This is a genomic window from Metabacillus herbersteinensis (assembly GCF_042433335.1).
In the GTDB taxonomy this organism is placed as follows: Bacteria; Bacillota; Bacilli; order Bacillales; family Bacillaceae; genus Metabacillus; species Metabacillus herbersteinensis.
In genome coordinates this window covers 1-826 of sequence record NZ_JBHLVO010000091.1, presented here as the reverse complement: position 1 = coordinate 826, position 826 = coordinate 1, and the positions used below count along the sequence as shown (strand labels likewise).

Annotated in this window: 1 protein-coding gene; it reads right to left on the bottom strand. The window is 38.3% G+C overall.

Annotation, left to right across the window (positions count from 1 at the left end; all coding sequences use genetic code 11):
* On the bottom strand, positions 1-693 hold a 693-nt coding region (locus ACFFIX_RS27820), incomplete at its 3' end, for an IS110 family transposase (RefSeq protein ID WP_378939901.1).
* Positions 694-826 lie beyond the last annotated feature (133 nt).

Sequence of the window (826 nt, the reverse complement as noted above, 5' to 3'; positions counted from 1 at the left end):
CTGAAACGGGTTTTGAGATGCGGCAGCCATTAGTTTTTCTGCCTGACTGTTTGCCCATTGTTGTGAACGACTTTTACATAACTCTTTTATTTTGTTAGCGATTTGTTCTTCACCTGCCTCCAAGATTTCTTCTGTAGTAGGAAATGCTTGTAATGTCAGTAAAGAAACATTAGAATATAAGGCCCCAAAAACTCCACAATATCCAGGAAATACTTGATCCAGAACTGTCTGAAATTGTAGTTTGGTTTGTACAAACATGCCTGTAATATTTTCGTGTTGTCTTGTAAGATTACGTAGGTTTAAGAGTTGGATTCCTCTTTGTTTGTAAGGCTCTAAGTCCTCTTTATAATACAACTCGCAGAGGTGATGAGCGTCAATAATATCTGTCTTTACCTTACGTAAACTAGAACTCTTAGCTCGATACGATATGAGAGGATTCACGATAATCAATAAGTACCCTCTGTCTTCGAAATATTGCACAATTGGTGTGTGATAATGTCCAGTTGATTCTAATACTATGGGAGGGTGTCCCCCTGATACATCTTCTACTTCTTTAATAAAATCTAGAAGACTATTTAATCCTTCTAGAGTATGTGCTGCTTTAAAACTTTTTTTGTACGGCTGCTTTTTATCCAAGAAAGCTTGAACCTGACTTTCACCTTTTGCCACATCCAGACCTATGACTGGATTCATCATTTATCTCCTCCTGAAATTCTATTTACCGGTAACCCCTATTCCTCCATGTAGTATCATAGCTTCGCTTGTTATACGAGATCATTGTCCCAACCAGCCTCAATCATGTTTCTACAAGTAGGGGGCGAACTGT